11 protein-coding genes and 1 pseudogene are annotated in these 17416 nt (G+C 70.4%); 9 read left to right on the top strand and 3 right to left on the bottom strand.

All coding sequences use genetic code 11. The features are described from left to right. From HV826_RS33940 to HV826_RS33930, 3 genes are all read left to right on the top strand, one after another. Positions 1 to 896 (top strand): hypothetical protein (locus tag HV826_RS33940; RefSeq protein WP_255217547.1); only part of this gene is annotated, 896 nt, incomplete at its 5' end. Between the two features lie 45 nt (positions 897 to 941). Next, complete coding sequence (locus tag HV826_RS33935; protein WP_013942235.1) at positions 942 to 1352, top strand: cupredoxin domain-containing protein; 411 nt, start codon at positions 942 to 944, stop codon at positions 1350 to 1352. A 57-nt stretch (positions 1353 to 1409) separates the two neighbouring features. Then, positions 1410 to 4376 carry a helicase C-terminal domain-containing protein gene (locus HV826_RS33930; RefSeq protein ID WP_176421175.1) on the top strand — a complete coding sequence of 989 codons (2967 nt, stop codon included), beginning with the start codon at positions 1410 to 1412 and terminating at the stop codon, positions 4374 to 4376. A gap of 13 nt (positions 4377 to 4389) precedes the next feature. On the opposite strand, the gene HV826_RS33925 is transcribed toward HV826_RS33930, so the two are convergent. Further along, positions 4390 to 5127 (bottom strand): signal protein, encoded by a 738-nt coding sequence (locus HV826_RS33925; protein ID WP_176421174.1) that lies wholly within the window; start codon positions 5125 to 5127, stop codon positions 4390 to 4392. After that, on the bottom strand, positions 5124 to 5873 hold the full coding sequence (locus HV826_RS33920; RefSeq protein WP_176421173.1) for a HEAT repeat domain-containing protein: 750 nt from the start codon (positions 5871 to 5873) through the stop codon (positions 5124 to 5126). Before HV826_RS33920 ends, HV826_RS33925 begins: the two co-directional genes overlap by 4 nt. An 839-nt stretch (positions 5874 to 6712) precedes the next feature. Between HV826_RS33920 and HV826_RS37695 the strand changes: the two genes are divergently transcribed. The 6 genes and pseudogenes from HV826_RS37695 to HV826_RS33890 all read left to right on the top strand — a co-directional run bounded on the left by HV826_RS37695 (position 6713) and on the right by HV826_RS33890 (position 15983). Continuing rightward, positions 6713 to 7042, top strand: coding sequence for a hypothetical protein (locus tag HV826_RS37695; RefSeq protein WP_255208555.1), 330 nt, complete (start codon positions 6713 to 6715; stop codon positions 7040 to 7042). A gap of 779 nt (positions 7043 to 7821) precedes the next feature. Further along, positions 7822 to 10515, top strand: a complete 2694-nt coding sequence (gene alaS, locus HV826_RS33910; protein ID WP_176421171.1) for an alanine--tRNA ligase — start codon at positions 7822 to 7824, stop codon at positions 10513 to 10515. Then, complete coding sequence (locus HV826_RS33905) at positions 10512 to 11165, top strand: hypothetical protein (protein ID WP_176421170.1); 654 nt, start codon at positions 10512 to 10514, stop codon at positions 11163 to 11165. The genes alaS and HV826_RS33905 overlap by 4 nt, the downstream gene beginning before the upstream one ends. Continuing rightward, a pseudogene (locus tag HV826_RS33900) lies at positions 11162 to 11410 on the top strand (TIGR02266 family protein); the annotation flags it as partial. The gene HV826_RS33905 and the pseudogene HV826_RS33900, both read left to right, overlap by 4 nt. 2145 nt (positions 11411 to 13555) lie before the next feature. Next, a complete protein-coding gene (locus HV826_RS33895) occupies positions 13556 to 15196 on the top strand; it encodes an Hsp70 family protein (RefSeq protein WP_368671055.1) in 1641 nt (546 codons plus the stop codon). Positions 15197 to 15314: 118 nt separating this feature from the next. After that, positions 15315 to 15983, top strand: coding sequence for a hypothetical protein (locus HV826_RS33890; RefSeq protein WP_176421169.1), 669 nt, complete (start codon positions 15315 to 15317; stop codon positions 15981 to 15983). A gap of 12 nt (positions 15984 to 15995) precedes the next feature. On the opposite strand, the gene HV826_RS33885 is transcribed toward HV826_RS33890, so the two are convergent. Then, positions 15996 to 17333 (bottom strand): glutamate--cysteine ligase, encoded by a 1338-nt coding sequence (locus tag HV826_RS33885; RefSeq protein ID WP_176421168.1) that lies wholly within the window; start codon positions 17331 to 17333, stop codon positions 15996 to 15998. Positions 17334 to 17416 lie beyond the last annotated feature (83 nt).

Raw genomic sequence — 17416 nt, 5'->3', positions numbered from 1 at the left:
CGCCTGGCGCTCGCCCGCTGGCGCCCCGCCCCTCGGGCCCCGGCACGGGTGCGCCTCCGGGCAGGTCCCCAGGTGGCTTTGGCGGACGCCCCGGCGGCTTCCGGCCGTCCACGCCGCGGCCGCCCCCCACGCCCGAGCAGATTCAGGCGCTGGCGGTGCGCGAGCGCGTCCCCGCCCGCATCGCGAAGGGCGAGCTCGAAGGGAAGATGAAGTGCCGCATCTGGCGCAAGCTGCACGCCGAGGAGGCGAAGCGCTTCGACCAGGTGTACGAGCTGATGGGCCAGACGCCCAGCCTGTCCCTGGGTGACGCCTTCGGCGTGCTCCAGAGCGGCATGACGGTGGCGGAGTTCATGGCCCGCAAGGAGCGCACCCAGCGCAAGGCGGCCATCAAGCAGGCGCGCGGCGAGGTCGAAAACGCCGTGGTGGCGGACTTCCTGGCCCGCCTCATGAGCGACAAGGCGGAGGTCTCCGTGGTGCTGGCGGAGCGCTCCCTGCTGGACACGCTCCTCGGCGAGGAGCCCATCGCCTTCACGCTGGAGCGCACGGGCCGCCTGGAGAAGCTCCAGGTGGTGCTGCTGGCCCGGCGCGCGGATTGGGAGCGGCTGCTGCCAGGCCTGGAGCGCGATGCCAAGCTGACGCAGAAGCCGTCCGCGGTGGCGCGCCAGCCGGACAAGCGCCCTCACTCGGACCCGCGCGCCTTCCTGGACCACCTGGGGCAGACGGTGCGGATGGTGTTGCGCAACGGCATCACCCTCCAGCTTCCGCTGATGCGCGTGGGCCGGTTCGACCTGCTGCTGGGCGAAGAGGGCCACGAAGTCTTCGTCCCGCTCCACGCCCTGCTGCGCTTCGAGCCCGTCACCTCCCCCTCCGAGAGCGCCCCCGCGGAAGAGGCCTGAGGCCCATCCCCGCGGAGGGCGCGGCCCCTCACCACCGAGACCTCCATGCGTCAGTTCATCTCCCGCATCATCAAGCCCTGGCTCGCCCTGGCCGCGACGGCCGCCATGGTGGGCATCACCCAGCAAGGGTGCACGAAGGACGCCGACGCGGCGAAGGCGCCCGCCGTCCCGGAGAAGCGGGAGAACGGCGTGCGCGTCGTCGAGCTCTCCGTCACCGAAAAGGGCTACGAGCCCAGCCCGGTGAGCCTCAAGAAGGGTGAGCCGGTGAAGCTGGTGGTGACGCGCAAGACGGACCACACCTGCGCCACGGAAGTCGTCATGGACGGCTACGACATCAACACCCCGCTGCCGCTCAACGAGCCGGTGGAGATTGCCTTCACGCCGAAGGAGTCTGGCAAGCTGGTGTACGGCTGCGCCATGAACAAGATGATTTCCGGCGTTTTCATGGTCGACTGACGGACGCTGGCCGATTTCTGGGCAGCGCCGCCGGGAGGAGTAGTCTGCGCGGCCTGAATGGGCGGCGCGGCGGAGCTCTTCACCCGGCATGTCTTCCTCGACCTCGAAACCACGGGGCTGGACCCGCGTGTGGACGAGGTCATCGAGCTGGGCTGCATCTTCTTCGAGAACGGGCGCGAGGTGGAGCGCTTCGCTCGCCTGTACTCGGCGTCGCGGCCCCTCCCCCTCACCATCCGGCGGCTGACGGGCCTGACGGACGCGGACCTCAAAGGGCATCCGCGCTTCGGCACCGACATCGCCGAGCTTCGAGAGAAGCTCTCCGGCTGGACGGTGGTGGCGCACAACGCGCCCTTTGAAAAAGGCTTCCTGCCGGACCTGCTGGGCCCCATCCGCGCCCCGGTGCTCGACTCGTGCGAGCTGATGCACTACCTGCACCCGGAGCTGCCCAGCCACTCGCTGGAGTCGCTGCTGCGCTGGGGCGGACTGGCACTGCGCCAGCCGCACCGCGCGGTGTCGGACTGCGAGGCGGTGTACTCGGTGCTGGTGCACGCCATGGAGCGCTGCATCCGCGAGGGCCGTGGCGATGACGTGGTGGACCTGCTCGCCGCGTTGGATCCGCGCAAGGGCGCGGAGCTGCGCCTGGCCATGGAGGGCGTGGGCCTGAAGGACGGCGCGAGCGGCGCGTTCGACTACGAGGAATGGCCGCTGGTGGACCTGCTGTCGCGCCTGGCCGCAGCGTGCCGCGCGGAGGCGGCGCCGCTGGCGCTGGAGGCGCAGGGCTTCCTTCGCGGGAAGCCGGAGCGGCGGCGTGCGGGAGGCGCCACGGCGCTGCCTGAGCCGGAGGCGGATGCCCCCGTGCTGCCGGTGCGTCCGGACGAGGTCTCCGCGCTGCTGGGCGCGGGCGGCGCGCTGGAGCAGGCCGGTGAAGGATTCCTGAGCCGGGCCGCGCAGCTCGACGTCGCGCAGGCGGTGGCGCGGGCGCTGTCGGACGGCGGGCAACTGGCGGTGGAGGCCGGCACGGGCACGGGCAAGTCGCTGGCGTACCTGGCTCCCGCGGCCCTCTTCGCGGCGCGCAACGGGCGCAAGGTCGGCGTGGCGCCGCACACGAAGACGCTCCAGGACCAGCTCCTGGAGAAGGACCTGCCTCGGCTTCACCGGGCCACGAAGGGCGCCTTTGGCTATGCACTGCTGAAGGGCCAGACGAACTACCTGTGCCGCCGCCGCGCGCTGGAGGCCACGCGGGTGGAGCCCGGCATGGGGCACGCCGCGCGCGCGCCTCGGGCGTACCTGCGCGCGTACCTGCGCCGCAGCGGCGAGGGCGACCTGGACCGGCTGAGCCACTGGTTCCGCGAGCGCTTCCCGGTGCTGATGGCGTTGGTGCCCGCCGTGCGCTCCGAGGCGTCGACGACGCTGGGCGAGAAGTGCCCGCACTTCCACCGCTGCTTCTATCACTCGGCCGTGGCGCAGGCGCGGGAGGCCGACGTGCTGGTCATCAACCAGTCGCTCGCCTTCGCGTGGCCCGCGCGCTACCCGAAGTTGGACCACCTGGTCCTCGACGAGGCGCATGAGGTGGAGGACGTCGCCACGACCGCGCTGGCGCTGGAGCTGTCGGACCTGGCCTTCCTCCGCCTCACCGAGCGGCTGCACGGAAGGGACGGACGGCGCGGCCTGTTCGCCGAGCTGCGCAAGGCGCTGAGCGCTTCGCGCCGGACGGAGACACGGGCGCTGATGGGCGAGGTGGAGGATGGGCTTCGCCGGTTGCTCGATGATGCGCGTGACCTCGGTGCGCGCGTGACGGAGCTGTGCGAGCCCGCCGCCACCGCCGTGGGCGAGGACCCGGACGAAGGCGCGTACTCGCCGGAGCTGCGCATCACCGCGACCGTGCGCGCCCTGCCCGCCTGGGAGCCGGTGCGCGAAGGACTTGAAGGCGTGCGCGGCGCGCTCCAGGCACTTCATGTCCTGCTGTCCGTGCGTGTCCTGGCCGCGCTCCCCGAGCTGGCGGCTCGGCAGCCCGCGCTGGAGCGGGAGCTGTCCGGTGCCACCACGGAGCTGGGCGAGCTGGCGGTTCTCGCGGGTGAGCTGTCCGGTGAAGCCGCGCCAGGACGGTGCTACGCGGCCACGGCGGAGCCGAAGCGGCAGCGGTGGAGCCTGAGCGCCCAGCCGGTGGATGTCTCCGCCTACGTGTCGAAGGACTTCGCGGAGAGCAAGCGCACGTTGGTGCTCGCATCTGCCACGCTGGGCACTGGCGACGGCTTCCCCTTCGTCCTCCGTCGCCTGGGGCTCGACGGGCGCGGAGGCCGGCCCGCGCCCCGGCTGGTCCGCGCGGCCACGCCCTTCAAGCTGCAGGAGCAGGCGCTGGTCGTGCTCGTCACCGATGCGCCTCGTGCGCACGAAGAAGCCTTCATCGAGTGGGCCTCGCTCCGGATTTCGGGCCTGGCCCAAACGATGGGCGGCCGGGTGCTGGGGCTGTTCGCGTCGACGCGCCGCATGGAGCGCGTGGGCACGAGCGTGCGCGGACGACTGGACCCGCTGGGCATCGAGGTGCTGCGACAGTCACGCGGGCACAGCCGCTCGCTGGCGGCACGGCAGGAGAAGGACACGGGCACCGTGCTGCTGGGGACCAAGAGCTTCTGGCAGGGCGTGGACATCCCCGGCCGCGGCGTGGGCTGCGTGTTCATCGACAAGCTGCCCCTGGAGCCCGCCATGCGTCCGCTGGTGGCCGCGCGCGAGGAGCCGCTGTCCCGGAACGGCGGCGAGTACATGGGCTTCCTCCACTACCGGCTTCCCCGCGCCCTGCTGCAACTGCGCCAGGGCGTGGGCCGGCTCATCCGGGCCACGACGGACCGGGGCGTGGTCATCATCTCGGACCCGGGGCACCCCAGCTACCGTGGCCACCTGATGAACGCGCTGGAGGGCTATCGCGTCGAGGCGCTCCCGTGGGCCCAGGCGCGCCTGCGCATCCACGCGATGCTGAAGGAGACGGGGCTCACCGTGGAGTCAGGAGCCGCGCGGTCCTGGGGGTGAGCCCTGGAGCGGCTCAGTCCTCGAGCCGGGTGCGGTAGCGCGCATCGAGGGCGCGCAGCTCGTGGATGAGCTCGGGGGAGGCGCCCGAGTGCTCCGCGGCCAGGAGCGCGTTCGACAAGGTCCTCGCGTCCTCCTCGTTCTGCTCGCGGAGGCGCTGCACCATCTTCCGCGTGGCATCGAAGAGGTCCTGGAGGTCGTCGCCATCCCGGAGCCCGTGCTGGGGTGGACGCAGCCGGCCGTCGTGGACCTCCTGCACCATGCGGCGGATGCGGAAGAGCGGGCCCGCCACCTTGTGCGTCACCACGATGGTCCCCAAGCCCACCACCGCGATGAAAGCCACCAGGAAGCCCCCCAACGCCCACCAGGTGAGCTTCTGCTGCCGCTCCAGCTCCGCGCGTTGGGCGACGATGGCGGCGCGCTCTGCCTCGTAGGCCGCGTCGATGGCCCGCGCCTTCTCGCGGAAGCTCGCCTCGAACGTGGGGTCATCCATCCGAGTCAGCAGCTCGTTGGAGAGCGTGGCGCCGGACAGCTCGCGGCTGACCTCCGCCGCGCGGGAGCGGGCCTCCACCGCCGTCGCCGTCTCGCGCATGAGCGACCGCGCGCCTCTCACGAGGAACACGCCCAGCAGCGCCGACAGCACGAGCGTCACCGAGACGATGTACGCCGTCAGCTTGAGCTGGAAGCCCGTTTCGAGGAGGAAGTTGCGCCAGCGCCGCTTGGGCGGCGTCAGGGGCGCCGTGGTCGTCGTCATGTCTCGCTGCTCCACTCGAAGGTCTCCGCCGCTTCCTCCACCGCGCGAGGTACCAGCGCCTTGAGGAGATCGACAGGCTGAGCGCCCGCGGCATTCACTTCCACCTGCCCCATCAGCGACAGGTCCGGGTAGGTGAGGCACACCAGCGCCACCCGCAGCCCGCCGCTGTCCGTCGCATGAAGCTCCGGGGTGATGCGGTAGCCCCGCACCCGAAGCTTCTTCAGCGTGCCCTTCGCCGCCGCCTTCGTCTCCTTCGCGGGCGCGAGCTGGGCCCCACTCCGCATCAGCCGAGAGCGCAGCCGCGCCTCCGTCGCCTTCACCAGGTCGGCAGGGAGCTTGCCCGTGCGGTCCTTGACCGCCTCGAGCTGCACGTAGAAGCGCGGCGGGCGGGACTGGTACTCCTTCAGGGCGCCCACGGCCTCGCGCACCGCCGCCTGGACCGACGCGTCCGCCTCCGCCTTGTGGGCCTGGAGGCAGGCGAGCCCGTCGGGCTCCAGCAGCTTCGCCAGCCCCTTCGCCACGGCCGCGCGCACCAGCTCGCTCTCGTCCTTCAATCCGTTGCACAGCAGCGGCACGGCCTCCGGGTCCTCCGTGGCGCCGAGCACCAGCGCCGCCTGCGAGCGCGAGCGCGGGTCCTTGCTCTTCTGGAGCTGCTTGCCCAGGAAGGCAATACGGGAGCTCCCCTGGGCCAGGGCCGCGCAAGGCGCGAGGAGCAACAGGACGAGGGCAGAGGAAAGCAGCTGCATGTGCAGGGAAGGTGTCCGGAGAGTCTAGCGCCGTCTGACGATTGCCGAACAGTTGCATGGCCTTGCACCTGGAAGACAGTGGGTCATGCCCACGCCCACCCTGGAGGACCGACCCGCTTCTGTCAGTCCGGGTGTCTGTCCAGACCTGGGACGCCGTGGGAAGGGCGCACGGTGCGGGGCCGTCACAGCGGCCCGGGCTCGGCCCCTGTGGCCCTACAACCGATGCCTCCCGCCTCCGCCACCACAGCAGGACCGGCAGGAATCGAGCCATCCGCTCGGGGATGTGGCCTTCATGGGGTAATGTGCGCTTCTCCAGGAGGGCTCACCAGGTGTCTTTCACGTCCCGGTTGGAAGGTCTGCTCCAGAACGTGGGGTTGGGCGGTATCGTGGGTGAGGTGCGCGCGCGCCTCGGGCTCAAGGAGGCCCGAGACACGTCCGCGCCCCGAGCCACGGACTTCCCTTCACCTCCTCCTCGTGGCGCCCCACAGCAGACCGTGGTCGAGCGCACGCCGCGTCCCAGGCCTGCCATCTCCCAGCCGTCCGACGCGTCGGCGCCGGAGCCGACCGTGGCAGAGCGCACTCCGCCGCGTGGCGCGGCAATTACCGACGCTGACGTACCTTCGGTTGCCCAACCCTCAACGCCTGAGCCCTCCCGGAAGATGACGGCGAAGGCGTCTCGCACCGGGGCGAAAAAGAAGAAGCCCGCAGCGCGACAGGCCCAGGGCAGCGCTGGAGTCAGGTCGGAGAAGCGGACCGCACGGCCGGCCGCGAAGACGAAGAAGCGAGCGCGGCCCGCGAAGGAGGCCGCTTCGACCTCGAACGGGAATGGAGGCACCGCAGTGGACCAGTTGCTGTCCGCGCTGCGCAGCCACCCGCGGCAGCAGGACCTCATCTCGGCGGGCAAGCAGAAGGACCAGCTCGTGCGGTCACTCATCCCCCTCTATCTCGCACGCTCACTGGATGGGGAGTTCGAGGTGACGTCTGGAACGACATCCCGGTTCTGGGGAGAACTTGGGGTCACCTACGCCGCGCCGAACGCGGCCAAGGCGCTCCGCCTGCACGGTGGTTACGCGCAGGACACCCAGAAGGGCAAAGCCATCACGGCCCGGGGCGTCCAGTACGTCGAAGAGATGCTGAGTCGTTTCGGAAACGCCTCTTCAAGCACCTGAATGGCGAGCAGCCGCGACGGGAAAGAGGGCGCAGGGCGCTTCGTCTTCAGCTCGCCCCGCACCATCACTCTTCTCGAACCGTCCCTGGCGCATCGGCAATCTCCCATGCACTAGAGTGAACGCCATACTTGGACCAAGCCTGATGCATCGCGCCCTCCAGGCTTGAGTGCCATGTATCGCCCGAGCATCTGCCGGAGCCATCCCAGACAAACAACAGGACGGCACCGTACTCTTCGGCAATCTCAAGCGACACCGCCTGCCCGAATTCCCGATGCAGCGACGACCGACGTGTCGCCGATTCAGGCAATGAGTTCACACGCGAGCACGGAAGCTGGGCAACAAGCCTTGGTCCCATCGAAGTCGCGTTGCCTTCCATAAACGTTCTGCCTCGCGCCGGTGACAGCTCTCTGCCCGACCGACTACACGCTGCGCCCGCAGTCTCGCCCTCCGGGCGCTCACGGCACGCGGGTTGAGTAAAACCGAGAACCATTGCTGGCCCCTGACAGCGGGTTGGGCCCACCTTCCGCCCAAGCACATGCCGGTCAGGTCGCCTGCCTGGCGGGAATCCTTGGAGCCGAAACGGCGAGCACGATGCTGGCGCTCATCGATTCACACCTGATGCGCCGCCTGCGTCCCCCTGACGCCCACAGCCCGCGCCTCGCCGGCTCCCCGCCCGGGCCCCCCCACCGGGTCAGTCCGGGGTTCCGGGGGTCGTCCAGGCCCCCATGCAACCTCCAAGAACTCCTGCGAAGCCGCCTCTTGTGGCATATACCCACACCATGCCTTCCGCCCTGACCGCCTCCGAGATTCGCGAGGCGTTCCTCAAGTTCTTCGAGGAGCGCGGCCACCGCCGTGTGGCGTCCTCCTCCCTGGTGCCCGCCAACGACCCGACGCTGATGTTCACCAACGCGGGCATGGTGCAGTTCAAGGACGTCTTCACCGGCCGTGAGACGCGCGACTACCGCCGCGCCACCACGTCGCAGAAGTGCGTGCGCGCCGGCGGCAAGCACAACGACCTCGACAACGTCGGCTTCACCGCCCGGCACCACACGTTCTTCGAAATGCTCGGGAACTTCTCCTTCGGCGACTACTTCAAGTCCGACGCCATCGCGTACGGCTGGGAGTTCGTCACCCGGACACTCGGCCTGTCCACCGACCGGCTCGCCGTCACCGTGTTCAACGGCGAGGGCGGCACCCCCTGGGACGAAGAGGCCTACGAGCTCTGGAAGAAGCAGGGCGTCCCCGCCGAGCGCCTCTACAAGCTCGGCCTCAAGGACAACTTCTGGGCCATGGGCGACACCGGCCCCTGCGGCCCCTGCTCCGAAATCCACTACCACCAGGGCGACGACATCCCCTGTGTCGAAGAGGCCGAGGGCAAGAAGTGTCTGGGCGTCGCCTGTGACTGCGACCGGTGGCTCGAAATCTGGAACCTCGTGTTCATGCAGTTCGAGCGCAAGGAGAAGGACGGCCCCCTCATCCCCCTGCCGAAGCCGTCCATCGACACCGGCGCGGGCCTGGAGCGCATCGCCTCCGTCGTCCAGGGCAAGCGGTCCAACTACGAGACGGACCTCTTCCAGAACATCCTCGCCACCGTCAGCGAGCTGTGCGGCAAGCCCTACTCGCAGGAGTCCGGCGCGTCCCAGCGCGTGGTCGCGGACCACGGCCGCGCGGCGGCGTTCCTCATCTCGGACGGCGTCCAGCCCTCCAACGAGGGCCGCGGCTACGTCCTGCGCCGCATCATGCGCCGCGCCATCCGGCACGGTACCCAGCTGGGCCTGGAGGACGTCTTCTTCTTCAAGGTCGTCGACCGCGTCATCGAGCTGATGGGCGACGCCTACCCCGAGCTCCGCGAGAGCCGCACCTTCGTCCTGGAGGTCTGCCGGCACGAAGAAACGAGCTTCCGCCAGACGCTCAGCCGCGGCCTCAAGCTCATCGAGGAGGAGCTGTCCGAGTTGCAGAAGGCCGGCGGCAAGCAGCTCTCCGGCGACGTCGTCTTCCTGCTCCACGGCACCTACGGCTTCCCGTGGGACCTCACGCAGATCATCGCCCGCGAGCGCGGCTTCGACGTGGACCTGGTCCGCTTCGAGGAGCGCCTCAAGGAAGAGGCGGACAAGAACAAGTTCGCGGGCTCCGGCGACAAGGCCACGGGCGAGGTCTACCTGAAGCTGGCGGAGCGGCTCGGGACGACGGAGTTCCTCGGCTATGACGGCGAGGGCCACGAGGGCGAGGGCAGCATCCGCGCCATCGTCAAGGACGGCTCCGAGGTCACCCAGGCCACGCAAGGCGACACAGTGGAGCTGGTCCTGGACCGCACGCCCTTCTACGGCGAGTCCGGCGGACAGATGGGCGACACCGGCCGCATCGTCGGCCACGGCGGCAAGGCGGTCGCGAAGGTCACCGACGCGCAGCGCCCCGTGCCGGGCCTCGTGGTCCACTCGGTCGAAGTCTCCGAGGGCACCTTCAAGGTCGGCGACATGGTCCAGGCCGGCGTGGACTCGGAGCGCCGCAAGTCCATCCGGGCGAATCACTCCGCGACGCACCTGCTCCACAAGGCGCTCAAGCTCGTGCTCGGTGAGCACGTGAAGCAGGCGGGCTCCGTCGTCGCGCCGGACTACCTGCGCTTCGACTTCGCGCACTTCTCGCCCGCCACGTCCGCGCAGCTCGAGCAGGTCGAGGACCTGGTCAACGGCTGGATTCGCGACAACGCGGGGGCCGAGACGCGCATCATGAGCCTGGAGGACGCGAAGAAGTCCGGCGCCGTCGCCATGTTCGGCGAGAAGTACGGCGAGACGGTTCGCGTCGTCACCGTGCACCCCGAGTCCACCGAGCTCTGCGGCGGCACCCACGTGCGCCGCAGCGGTGACATCGGCCTGTTCAAGATTACCAGCGAGAGCGGCGTGGCGTCCGGCGTGCGCCGCATCGTCGCGCTGACGGGCATCGGCGCGCTCCAGCACGTCCGCGAGCAGGAGCACGAGCTGCGCAAGGTGGCCGAGCTGTTCAAGTCGAGCCCGAAGGAAGTCTCCAAGCGCGTCGAGGCGACCCAGAAGCGCGTGAAGGAGCTGGAGCGCAAGGTCGAGGAAGTGGCCGTCAAGGCGCAGACGGCCAGCAGCAAGGACCTGCTGGAGCAGGCTCGCGACGTGAACGGCATGAAGGTCCTGGCCACGAAGGTGGACGCGGCGGACGACAACGTCCTGCGCGGCATGGCGGACCAACTCCGTGACCGCATCCGCTCGGGCGTCGTTGCCATCGGCGGCGAGAAGGACGGCCGGGCCATCATCCTGGTCGCGGCCACCAAGGACGTCGTGGCCAAGGGCATCAACGCCGGCGCGCTGGTGCGCGAGATGGCCAAGGAGGTCGGCGGCAAGGGCGGCGGCAAGGCGGAGATGGCCCAGGCCGGCGGCCCGGATGCCTCGAAGCTCCCCGCGGCGCTGGAGAAGCTGTACGAGCTGGTGAAGGGCATGGGCACCGCGTGATGAACCACCGGGCCGCTGCTTCCGTGGCGCTCCTGGCGGCCTCCCTCGTGCTGGGTGGCTGCAAGGAGGAGTCCGCGCCCGATTACGCGGGCACGGGTGATGACCGGACGCTTCAGAAGCTCCGCCAGGAAGTGGACCGGGTGAACCAGGGAGGCCGCCCCTCCCAGGGCCCCGAGGCCACGCGCGGAGACCCGAACGCGAACCTCGCGGGCCTCGCCGCGGGCATCAACGTCCCCACCGAGCGCGCCTGGGAGCTCCCCTCCCCCAACGACGCCGTGCGCCTGGAGACCCTGTCCGTGAAGCTCTCCGGACTGGAGGCGTCGCACTCGGTGAAGGGCTCGGGGAAGGTGAGCCTGACCTCCGAGGACCTGTTCTTCCGCGTGCAGCTCATGACGCAGAACGTGGGCGGCGCGCCGCTCACCCTGGACCTGGACGGGGCGAAGCTCTTCGGGGCTGAAGGCCAGTCGTATGCCGTGGCCCGGGATGCCCAGGTCGTCGGGGGCACCCGCCCCCTTCGCCGCACCTGGGCTCCGGACGAGCGCACCGACGTGGTCCTCCTCTTCGAGCTTCCTCCGGAGGCCCTTCGGGATGACGGGCTGCACCTGTTGCTTCAGGGCTCCGGGGGGGATGTGCGGATTCCGTTGAAATGAGCGGGACCGCGTCCAAGCTCCTCCCGCTTCGCATCCGCCTCCCGTACACGACGGAGGAGGAGTTCATCGACAAGTACGGCTCGAACGTGGCGCGCGGTGGCGTGTTCGTCGCCACGCGCGCCATGAAGCCCGAAGGCACCGGGCTGGCGTTCGAGTTCGTCCTGGCCGACGGGGCACGGCTGCTTCGCGGCGAGGGCGTCGTCGTGAAGGCCCAGGTGGACGCGGTGGGCGGGCGTACCGGCATGACGGTGCGCTTCGTGAAGCTGGACGCAGCGAGCAAGGCGCTCATCGACCGGGTGGTGGCGAAACGTACCGGTAGTGTGGAGCCACAAGCTCCCGCCCAAGTCCTGCCCCCTCCTCCGGCCCCTGCGCCCACGCCGCCTCCGGGACTCGTTCGCCGCGCACCCGGCGCGAAGGCTTCGAATGCGGTGCGGCCCACGCTGGAGGATGCGCGCGTCGAAGGCACGACGGCTGGAGCTCCTGACGCGGTGGCGGTTCCGGAACCCACGCCCAGCTCCGAGACTGCCAAGGCGGATGATGACGCACACTCGGAAGTACCGGACTCCGGCACGGCTGCTCCGTCCTCCGAGTTCGAGCAAGTGCCAGATGCGCCTGCGTCCAGCACGGACGCGCATGCGGTGTCCGGTGAGGCGGACACGGGCTCACTTGAGGCTTCTGATTCAGGGGCTCCGAGCACGCGGGACGCCGACGCGCGTCCGGGACCAGTCGCTCCGCGCTTTGAAGCTGATTCGAGCGACGGGCTCGACTTCGCCATCACCGCGAGCCTCGCGGCGTCCGAGGATGCAGATGGCACTGAGAATGCCGTAGCCAAGCCAAACGGCCAGGGTGAGCCTGCTAGAGCGCCACTCGTCCTGGAGGATTCGTCGACCGACGCCAGCACTGCGCCGACAGCTGCCGCGACTCCGGACCTGACGGAGGAGACCTCCGACGCGCGGGCGGCGAGCGAGCCAGTGGAGGCGACTCAAGCGCTGCTTGGTGTCCCGCCGGCGCAGGAGACAGGCGACGATGCGCATGCCGGAGCCGAGCCCACCGGCTCCGCGCTTCCTGCCTCCCCGCCTGGCCCTGGTAGAACCGCGCCCGCCCCAACCCGGCCTGCGCCTGACGAATCCAAGCCCGTACATGGAACGGGTGACGGCGCCGCGGATGCCAGGCAGTTCGGTGCAGCAGCGAGCGATGGACCCGCCTCGGCAACGGAGCCCGTTACGGAAGGCACTGTTGTCTCGACGAAGCACGGCGAACCCGCTCCGCGCCTGCAAGCGGCCTCCACTCCGGCGACGGATGCAGATGCAGCGGCGCCCCACGGAGCATCCGTTGCTCAGGCGAGCACCCCATTCGTCGCGGAAGCTGGCACTTCCGCAACAAGGGAGCCCTCCGCGACGAGTCCGGCTACGGGCACCGCTCCCGCCAACGAAGCAGCCACGGAACCCTCGGCGCCGTTTGCGACCACGAGTGCCGCGCCTCCCTCTGAGGGCAGCGATACATCCACGACTGAAGCACTCGCAGAGACATCGACCACAAGCGCCGAGCCCGGCATTGCCGCGGACGACAAAGCAGCCCCGGCATCCTCCGAAACGGCGCCCCCCGCGAGCGAAGAGCGAAATGCCGATGCCGGCGACGCATCACCGACTGCCACTTCGACCCCAAGCGTCGAGTCGTCCACCACCGAGGCAGGCCTCGTAGCAGCCCCGGAGGCTTCCGCGACGGCCGCGCTCCCTCGTGCAGAGCCCGACGCCGAAGCAGGCGACGCATCCACCACGAAGCCCTCCGCAGCGACGTCACCTCTGCGCGATGCGCCCGTCGCCGAGACAAGCAACGAAGCAGCTAGCGCGCCCCAAGCAGCGGCGCCGAGCGCCGAACAATGCGGCCCGGATGCCGCGTCCGAATCCAGCACGGATGCCCCCTCCGGCAGTGCTCCCGGCGAGGCATCATCCGCGCCGAACACCGAAACAAGCGGCCCGGATGTCGCGTCCGAATCCAGCACGGATGCCCCCTCTGACAGCGCCCCCGGCGAGGCACCATCCACACAGGCGGTGACCGCGCTCCCGAGCGCACGTGACGTCGTCAAGACGGCGCCTGACGCCCCGGATGCGAAGCCCGCTGAGCCTCCGCAGGACGCCTCCGCATCAGGTGACACTCCGTCCCAGGCACCAGCCAGTGCAGCCCCCACGGCCGAGTCGAGTCCACCCCCAGCGCCGACACACTCGACCACCGAGCCGCCCGCTCCCGAAAGTACGCCCCCCAGCGCGGCCTCGGATGAAGCTGCTCTGTCCAACACGGAAGCGCGCGCCGCGCCCACCGGGGCCGCCACGGAAGCAACTCCAGTCCGTATTGAATCCGAGCCCACGCCCCCTGTCCCCCTGGACGCGGACGTGCCACGCAACCGCCGCCGCGCCCTGCTCGAAGTCCCCCTTCCACAGCCGGCCTCGACGCCCGCGCTCCCCGAGGTCGTGCTGGGCATCGACCTGGGCACCTCCCATGCGCGCGTCGCCGTCGTCCAGGACGGGACGCCCACGCTCATCCCCCTCCCCGGCACCACCACCACGGACCTCCCCGCGCTCATCGCGGTGAATGGCACCGGCGACCTCGTCGTCGGCGCCGCGGCGCAGACGGAAGGCCAACGCGCCCCCCGCCGTGCCATCTCCGGCCTCAAGCGGCTGCTGGGCCTGAAGCCGCGCTCTCCACAGCTCCGCTGGCTCGCCCCGTTGCTCCCCTACCCCGTCACCACCGACGCGAATGGAGACTCCGCCGTGGAGGTCCGGGGCCGCGTCATCTCGCCGACCCTCTTCACGGCCATGCTGCTCCGCGAGCTGAAGCAGGCCGCCGCGGCGCACCTCGGCCGCAAGGCGACTCGCGCCGTCATCTGCGCCCCCACGCACTTCACCGACCGCCAGTGCGCGGCCCTTCGCGAAGCCGCCACGCTCGCGGGGCTCGATGCCCAGCGCATCCTCATCGCCCCCGCGGCGGCGGCGCTCGCGTATGCCCATGGCCGGGGGCTCGCGCGGAAGCGGGTGCTCGTCGTGGACCTGGGTGGCGGCGGGCTCCAGGTCTGCGTGGTGCAAGTCACAGGCGATGACCTCGAGGTCATCACCACCGGGGGCGACGCCACCCTCGGCGGCATGGACTTCGATGCACGCATCGCCGAGGCCATCGCCAGCGACCTCTCCGAGCAGGGCGTGCCCAAGCCGGACCATCCCCTCGACTGGGCCCCCCTCCGCACCGCCGCCGAGTCCACGAAGGTGGCCCTCTCCAGCCAGGAGCAAGCGGACGTCACCCTCCCCTCGGGCACCGTGCCACCCCTCAACCGGGAGCGCGTGGAGGCCCTCACCGCCGACCTCGCCCAGCGCGTCACCACCGTGGTCCGCGACGTGCTCGAATCCAACGCGCTCTCCCCCCAGGGGCTGGACGCGGTGCTCCTCGTCGGCGGGCAGGGCGCCGCGCCCCTGGTTCGCCGCCGGCTCGAAGAGAGCCTGGGCGTGAGCGTGCGCGACGACGTGGACGCGCGGGGCAGCGTGGCCCTGGGCGCCGCGCTGCTCGGACAGGGGCTCCTGCTCGCCGAGGCCGGCAAGCCCGCGGCCACCGTCTCAGAGGTGCTCTCCTCGCCGCTCTCCGTCGCCGAGCGCGGCGGCACCTTGCGCCGCGTCCTCGAACGAAACACCCGCCTGCCCGCCACCAAGACGCTGGTGCTTCCCACCGCGCCGGGTCCGCTCGAACTGGCCGTCTTCCAGGGAGCCGCCACGCAGGCCGCCGACGCCGAGTACCTCGGCCAGCTCACCCTCGACGTGGAGCGCGCGGGAGAGGTGGAGCTGCACCTCGCGCTCTCGGTGGATGGGGCCCTGTCGCTCGAAGCCACCCTGCCCGGCGTGAAGCGGCACGTGGTGTCCCTGGCCACGGAGCACCTGGACGACGCGGCCTTCGACGCGCTCATCGCCCGCTCGCCGCTCATCCCCGAGCCGGAGCGGCGCCCGGGTGGCGTGCTGTCCGGACTGAAGAAGCTCTTCGGCCGCCGCTGAGCCCCTCCCCGCCCGTCCGCGCGCGAGTCACGGCGTCCTTCGCCCTGTGGGCCGATGCGCCCGCGGCCATCCAGGCCACCGTGCGTCCCTGTGGCTCTCTCTGTAACCATGGCGACAGATGGCCAGCTTTCCGGTGACTGTTTTCCCGGGGAGGAATGCGATGCGACGTTCGATTGTGGGTGGAGTCGCCACGGCGGCGCTGGGCATGGTGGGGCCGGCCTTCGCCATCGAGGCACAGCAGGTGGGCGAGCGGCTGCGCGTCAAGGAGCAGCCGCTGGTGGGCGTCGACGTCCGGTTGGGCCTCGGCAACTTCACCGGAGACCTCGGCAGCAACACCAAGGTGGGCCCGCTGCTGGGCATCAACGCCAGCGCCTATCCCTGGCAGTACGGCGGCGTCGAGGTCGGCTACGAAGGCCAGCGCCTCCCCATTGATGACACGCGCCTGCGCGACAACGGCGATGGCGAGGGCGTCTGGCGCCACAACGCCACCCTGCTCGCCAAGGCGGGACCGCTCATCGACGAGAAGTGGCGCCCCTTCGTCGGCGCGGGCGTCGGCCTGAGCTACCTCAACCCCTCGGACGGCGCGGACGCCTTCTACAACAACGACTGGCAGACGGAGCTCCCGCTGGCCGCGGGCCTGGACTACCGCTTCGGCAACCTGGTCGCCGGCGCGCGCGCCACGTATCGGCTCGTCGGCGGGGAGGGACTCATTCGAAACCCCGTCACCAACGCCGACGAGAAGGGCAGCCTCTTCAACGGCAACGTGATGATTGGCGGGCAGTTCTAGCCCGCCCCCATGTCACAGGCCGAAGCCGTCCAGCAGCGCCTCGGGGCGGGGATGCTTCTCCCACGCCTCGAGCACCGCCACCGCGGGCGAGCGCCCCGACGCGGCCACCGCGTCCAGCGCGTCCAACAGGGGCGCATCCTGCGCATCCAGCCGCATCAGGCCCCGGCGGGAGATGGCCAGCATCTCCGCCGCCAGGCGGTGCAGCTCCTGCGCACCCAGCCGGCCGCCCAGGCCCTCGCGACGCGCCGTATCATGGAAGGCCAGGTGCTCGGCGTAGGTCAGCTTCGGGAGCAGGCGCTCGGCCTCCTCCAGCGCGGTGGCGTCGTACAGGATGCCCCGCCAGAGGGCGGCCAGCGCCCCCGTCATCGCCGGACTCACGCAGTCCGCGCCGCGCACCTCGACCACCGTCTTCAACCGCACCTCGGGGAAGAGCGTGGACAGGTGGTCCGTCCAGTCGTTCAGGTCGGGCGGCTTGCCCTCGAAGCCCTCCTTCATCAACTGCCGGAAGGTCAGCTTCGGATACAGGTACTCGTTGTTGCGCCGCAGGAAGAGCAGCGGCGCGTCCAGCGCCCACTCCACATAGGCGCGGTACGAGAACGAGCCGTCGAAGAACGCGGGCAGGTAACCACAGCGCGTGGGGTCCACCTCGTCCCAGACGCGGTTGCGGAAGGACAGGTAACCCGACGGCTTGCCCTCCACCAACGGGCTGTTGGCGTACAGCGCGTTCATCAGCGGGGCGAGCCGCGCCACCACCACCGTCTTGCGGACACAGTCGGCCTCGTCCGCCCAGTCCAGGGACACCTGGCCGGTGGACGTCATCAGCATCATGTTCAGCGCCAGCCGGCCGCGCTCCGGCAGCGTGCGGCGCATGATGAGGTAGCGCGTCTTCGGCATCCACGGCATCTGCGCCGTCGTCCCAAACGGGCGGTAGCCCAGGAAGACGAGCCGCAAGCCCAGCGCCTTCGCGGCGGAGGACACCTCCGACAGGTGCGTCAGGTTCTCCGCGTGCGCCTCGCGCGCGGTGACGAAGGGACTTCCGGACAGCTCCACCTGGCCGCCGGGCTCCAGGGAGATGGTGGCACCGCCGCGCTGCAGCGCGATGACGGGCGACTCCGGCGTCTCCCGGAACGGCGTGTAGCCCGCCGAGGCCACGCGGTGCAGCAGCGCGCCCACGCCCCGCTCACCTTCATAGGTGGGGGGCTCCGCGGAGCCGGTCGGGTAGAGGAACTTCTCATGCTCGAGCCCCAGACGGTGCATTCCACGGGGCTTCTCGGCGGCTCGGAATCCAGCCAACAGCATGTCGACGGAGGTGATGGGCTCTGAGGCCGCGCGCTTGAGGTCGAGTGACATGGGCGCGCCCTATATAACCTAGACCTTCGGACCCGCCCGGATTTGCGCACTGGCCCTTATGAGCCCACAAACCACCCTCCCCC

This window comes from Myxococcus sp. AM010 (assembly GCF_013372585.1).
GTDB lineage: Bacteria > Myxococcota > Myxococcia > Myxococcales > Myxococcaceae > Myxococcus > Myxococcus vastator.
This window is presented reverse-complemented; position numbering and strand designations above follow the sequence as displayed.

Bases quoted from the DNA above. Each gene is read 5' to 3' on its own strand.
- HV826_RS33935 (WP_013942235.1), top strand. From the start codon at position 942: ATGCGTCAGTTCATCTCCCGCATCATCAAGCCCTGGCTCGCCCTGGCC.
- HV826_RS33930 (WP_176421175.1), top strand. From the start codon at position 1,410: ATGGGCGGCGCGGCGGAGCTCTTCACCCGGCATGTCTTCCTCGACCTC.
- HV826_RS33925 (WP_176421174.1), bottom strand. From the start codon at position 5,127: ATGACGACGACCACGGCGCCCCTGACGCCGCCCAAGCGGCGCTGGCGC.
- HV826_RS33920 (WP_176421173.1), bottom strand. From the start codon at position 5,873: ATGCAGCTGCTTTCCTCTGCCCTCGTCCTGTTGCTCCTCGCGCCTTGC.
- alaS (WP_176421171.1), top strand. From the start codon at position 7,822: ATGCCTTCCGCCCTGACCGCCTCCGAGATTCGCGAGGCGTTCCTCAAG.
- HV826_RS33890 (WP_176421169.1), top strand. From the start codon at position 15,315: ATGGCCAGCTTTCCGGTGACTGTTTTCCCGGGGAGGAATGCGATGCGA.
- HV826_RS33885 (WP_176421168.1), bottom strand. From the start codon at position 17,333: ATGTCACTCGACCTCAAGCGCGCGGCCTCAGAGCCCATCACCTCCGTC.